Genomic DNA, 4,838 nt, shown 5'->3' on the forward strand with positions numbered 1-4,838 from the left:
GGTCGGGGTCGGGGTCGGGTTCGGCCGTGCGCTCGCGGGCGGAGACGCCGAGGCTGACCAGGGCGCAGGCGGCCGCGAGGGCGGCGGTGAGGTACCAGTTGAGCCCCGGGATGCCGGTGTTGTGGGCCAGGTCGAACAGGGCGCCCGCGACCAGCGTGCCGGCCATGTTGCCGAAGCTGCGGAAGAAGTGCATGGCGCCCATCGCCCGCGCCAGCCGGTCCGCCGGGATCCGCCGGGTGACCCACAGGTCGAACGAGGGCGTGAAGAGGATGTCCCCGAAGACCACCACGAAGCAGCCGACCACCACCCACAGCACGTTCCGCCCCGCGCCGAACAGGACGAACGCCAGCGCCATCGCGCCGAACGCGACCGCCATGACCTGCCCGGGACGGAAGTGCTTGATCATGAACCGGAAGGCCGGGTACTGCAGCGCCATCAGCGTGATGCCGCTGATCCAGAAGGGTGCCGAGACCGGCAGCCCCTTGACGTACTCCTCCATGAACAGCGGCATGCCGACCAGGAAGCTGATCGACATGATCCAGAACAGGCTGGACAGGAAGAAGTAGCGCGTGCCCGCACCCGCCTTCAGGCCCTTCAGGACCGCGAAGTTGACCAGCGGGGTCGCCGCGGCGGCCGCCCGGTCCTGCTCCCCGTCGCGCGGGATGACGAAGACCGCGGCCAGGCAGTAGCCCGCGAAGAGCGCGAAGACCACCCCGAACAGCACGCGCATGTCGGCCCACAGGAAGAGCCCGCCGACGACCGCACCGGCGATGACGCCGGTCTGGCAGGCCATCTGGAAGTACGAGAAGGCCTTCGCGCGGTGCTCCTCCGGCAGCGCGCCCAGGATGTTCTTCAGCCCCGGGAAGGACATGCCCGACCCGAAGCCGACGAAGAAGGCGCACAGACCGTACGCCACGAGCCCGTCCGCGAAGCCCATCAGGCCGAGGGCGACGGCCTCCAGGGCGATGCCGGCGATGACGCTGCCGCGGGTGCCGAGGCGGGCGCCCAGCCCTTCGTAGAAGAAGGTGGAGGACAGCCGGCCCACGTAGGTCAGGAACATCACGAACCCGGCCCAGAAACCGCTGTACTCGACGCCCAGGGTGGACACGAGGTGCGGGAAGTAGATGTAGTTGCCGACGTGCGCCAGTGCGATGCCGACGCAGACACCGGCGAGCGTCCTTTTCGCCGTTGCGTTCACGAGTCCGACCTCTCGTCGTGGTGCAGGCCGACCTTCCCTCCCGAGGGGGTCGCCCGCAGGGACCTGATCTCCTGCGCGACGGTCTGGCGGTCGACCACCACGCCCGCCGCGACGGTGAGTTCGGGCAGGGCGGACAGCGGTTCTTCCTTGGCGGCCGCCGGGAGCAGGTTGAAGGTCGCGGGGGCGCCTTCGTGAAGAAGATCCGGCGAGGGTGCCGACCCGGACACCTCGTCGAAGAAGAGCCGGTTGTCCAGGGTGGCGGCGCGCAGCAGGCCGTGCCGCAGGGCGGCGCGCTCGCCCGGGTCGTCACCGGCGAGCCGGTCCAGCTCCCCGAGCAGGCTGTAGCCGTGGAAGGCGCCGGTGTTGCCGCAGTCGGTGCCGACCAGCATGCCGCGGCGGGACAGGGCCCGGAGGCTGTTGGCGCGCATGGTGGCGAGCGCGGCGGTGCGGGTGTCCTGGCAGCCGAAGCGGATGCCGAAGGGCTCCTCGACGCCGGCGACGAAGTCGAGGTTGGCCGGGTCCTGGGTCTCGCGGAAGCCGGGCCTGCCGTACTCGCGCCGGAAGTCCTCCCGCTCCATGACCATCGGGTACAGCCCGCCGAGGGTGGAGACGAAGCGCGCCCCCTCCAGGGCGCGCCAGTCCTGCGCCGTCAGCTCCAGGTCGCGGACGGGGTGGGCGAAGAGCCGGAAGCCGTACGCGTACGCCTGCAGGACCTCCTCGCGGGTGTTGCAGTCGAGGATCGCGGGCAGCCCGTGCGTCCGGACCACCCGCGCGACGTGCTCCAGCACGGGCGCGGGCAGCCGCGAGAAGCGCCGGGCCGTGCCGGGCTGCTCGGTGCCGTCGGTGAACATGACCTTGAGGAAGGTCGCGCCGCGCGCGCGGTTGGCGGTGATCAGCGGCTCCAGGTCGTCGCCGACCCCGAGCATGAAGACCGGAGCGGGGAACTCCACGCCGTGCCCGGTCAGTCCCTCGCCGTCGCGCATGGAGGTGGCCGCGTAGCCGCAGTGCGCCAGCCGCGGGTACGGCACCGGGGACGTGGCGCGGCCGGCCTCCCAGGCGTCGGCGACCAGCGGGAAGCCGAACATGTCGACGACGTGCGTGACGCCGTGGAAGAGGTACGACAGGGCGGAGATCCGCGCGTCGTCGAGGGAGTCGTCGAAGTTGGCGGGCAGCGCGAGGTGGGCGTGCGCCTCGACGAAGCCCGGCCACAGCTCCGGCTCGCCGCCGGCCCGGACGTCCCGGTCGGCGACCGCCTCGATCCGGGTGAAGACCCCCTCGCCGACCTCCACGTCGTACAGCGTCTCCGGGTCGAGGAGGGGGACGGCGACGCGCCGGAGCGCGCTCACCGGGCGACCTGGACGGACAGGTCGACGGCGACCCGGTCCAGCGCCGACTCGCAGCGGCCCCCGGCCTCCGCGCGGCCGTTGCCGGTGAAGATCACGTGGCCGAGCCAGTCGAAGTTGCTCTTCGACAGCCGCGCGACACCGGTGCCGGGGGCGCGGTAGCTGAGGGCCTCGACGAAGCCCGGTTGCTCGTTGAGCGCGGTGAAGTCCACCGCGCGCAGGGTGCCCTCGACCGGCGAGCCGAACCAGCGGCCGCTCGCGGTGACCGTGCCGGGGAAGGGCAGTTCCGGCGTCTCGCCGAGCGCCTGGCGGATGACCTCCAGGTAGGGGTCCACCCCGCTGGAGATCTTCATCAGCTGCGGCACGATGCCGCCGATGAGCCGGCCGTTGACCTCGCACAGCACCGGGCCGTCGGCGGACAGCAGGTACTCGGCGTGGATGAAGCCGAAGTCGATGCCGAGGGCGCGCAGCGCCTTCTCGTTCATCTCGAACAGCTCGTCCTGCAGCGGGTGGCCGCGGAAGTACGTCGCGCCCATCTCGATGAAGTACGGGAAGCCGCTCAGGCAGCGGTCGGTGATGCCGAGGTTGACGATCTCCCCGCCGGCCAGCACCACGGCCTCGACGGAGACCAGCTCGCCCTCGACGAACTCCTCGACGACGACGTCCGGGATGCGGGTGACGCCGCGCCCGTAGTCGGCGACCTTCGCCAGGTCGGCGAGGTAGGCCGCCAGGTCCTCCTCGCCGGTGAGGTGCAGGACGTGCAGGCTCGCCGTGCCGTCGGACGGCTTGACCACGCACGGGAAGCCCACCTCGCGGATCGCGGCCTCCACCTCGTCCAGGGCACGGGCGTGCGCGAAGCGCGGCTGGCGCACGTCGGTGCCGGCGAGGGTGAGCCGGGTGCGGTGCTTGTGGCGGGCGTTGAGGGCGCCCTCCACGCTCATCCCGGGCAGGCCGAGGGCGCGGGCGACGGAGGCGGTGTGGACGGTGTGGTACTCGCTGTAGGTCGTCACGCCGTGGACCGGGCTGCTCGCGTGCACCTCCTTCGCCAGCTGCTCCAGCGCGTCGATGGAGAACGCGGACTCGCTGGTGATCACCCGGCAGCGGGGGTGGGCGAAGGCCGGCTCGGCGAGCGGTGACGCGGCGACGTAGAAGCCGGGGTCGGCGCTGACCAGCGTCACCTCGTGGCCCAGGGACAGGGCGTTGGCGATGCCGGCGACGCCGTTCGGATTGCATTCGACCATCAGTACGTGCATGAGAACCCCCTCGGTTGGTGCGGGATCGGATTCAGTGCGCGGAGCACGGCGGGCAGGTGGAGGCCGAGCGCGGCCATCACCTCCTGGTGGTCGCCGCCCTCGGACGGCCAGCCGTGGCCGGCGCCGACGGAGGTGACCTCGCAGGCCGGCAGCAGCAGCGCGAGGGCCTCGGCGACGCCGCCCTCGGTGCGGTGCTCCTCGACGACGACGAAGCGTCGGTGGTGGCGGGCGAGTTCGGCCGCGGCGCGGGAGAGGTGGGCGTGGTCCAGGTAGGTGAGGTGGGCGTGCGCGGTGCCGGGGCGCTCCGCGCGGGCGGCCAGCGCGAGCCGGGTGCCCTCCTCACCGACCGAGACCAGGCACCGCTCGCCGGCCGCGCCGGAGCCGTGGTGCTCCCAGGTGACGGTGCCGCCCTCCGCGACGGGCGCCTGCAGGCTCTCGTACGCGGCGTTGCGGCCGGTGCGGATGTAGTGCGGACGTCCGGAGCGGACCGCGGCGCGGACCACGGAGCGCATCTCGGCCTCCCCGTACGGCGCGGCGATCGTCACGCCGGGGATGCTGCGCAGGACGGCCAGGTCCTCCAGGCAGTGGTGCGTCGTGCCGAACCACGCGCCGGACACGCCCGCGTACGGGGCGACCACGGTGACGCCGGCGCGCAGGTAGCCGAGGGTCAGCTTCAGGCTCTCGGCGGCGCGCAGCGCGGCGAAGGGGGCGAAGGTCGAGACGAACGGCTTCCACCCGGCGGCGGCCAGACCGGCCGCCATGTCGACCATCGCGGCCTCCGCGATGCCCAGGTTGAGGAACCGTTCGGGGTGCGCCCGCTGGAAGGGGTGACCCTTGCCGCCGAGATCGGCCTCCAGGCACAGGACCCGGTCGTCGGCGGCGGCGAGCGCGGTCAGTTCGGCGCGGTAGGCATCGCGCCCGGACAACGTCATCGCAGCGCTCCCCTCCGCTGGGCGGCGCACGGGGCGACCGCAGAGGAACGGGTGGCGGCGAACCGGCCGCGGCGGTGCGCCCGCTGGAAGGGGTGACCCTTGCCGCCGAGAT

General features: G+C 72.6%; 4 protein-coding genes. All 4 read right to left on the minus strand.

The features are described 5' to 3' along the window. Positions 1-1,198: MFS transporter (locus PV350_RS26015; RefSeq protein WP_500336377.1), on the minus strand; the 1,198-nt coding region annotated here is incomplete at its 3' end. After that, positions 1,195-2,544 (minus strand): amidohydrolase family protein, encoded by a 1,350-nt coding sequence (locus PV350_RS26020; protein ID WP_500336379.1) that lies wholly within the window; start codon positions 2,542-2,544, stop codon positions 1,195-1,197. The genes PV350_RS26015 and PV350_RS26020, both read right to left, overlap by 4 nt. Continuing rightward, positions 2,541-3,794: an ATP-grasp domain-containing protein gene (locus PV350_RS26025; protein WP_500336381.1), complete on the minus strand. Its 1,254-nt coding sequence runs from the start codon at positions 3,792-3,794 to the stop codon at positions 2,541-2,543. Before PV350_RS26025 ends, PV350_RS26020 begins: the two co-directional genes overlap by 4 nt. After that, positions 3,782-4,726 (minus strand): transketolase family protein, encoded by a 945-nt coding sequence (locus tag PV350_RS26030; RefSeq protein ID WP_499513979.1) that lies wholly within the window; start codon positions 4,724-4,726, stop codon positions 3,782-3,784. The genes PV350_RS26025 and PV350_RS26030 overlap by 13 nt, the downstream gene beginning before the upstream one ends. Positions 4,727-4,838 lie beyond the last annotated feature (112 nt).

This window comes from Streptomyces sp. PA03-6a, from assembly GCF_033792765.1.
Lineage (GTDB): Bacteria > Actinomycetota > Actinomycetes > Streptomycetales > Streptomycetaceae > Actinacidiphila.

Excerpts from the sequence above, each read along its gene's own strand:
- PV350_RS26025 (WP_500336381.1), bottom strand. The coding sequence starts at position 3,794 with ATGCACGTACTGATGGTCGAATGCAATCCGAACGGCGTCGCCGGCATC.
- PV350_RS26030 (WP_499513979.1), bottom strand. The coding sequence starts at position 4,726 with ATGACGTTGTCCGGGCGCGATGCCTACCGCGCCGAACTGACCGCGCTC.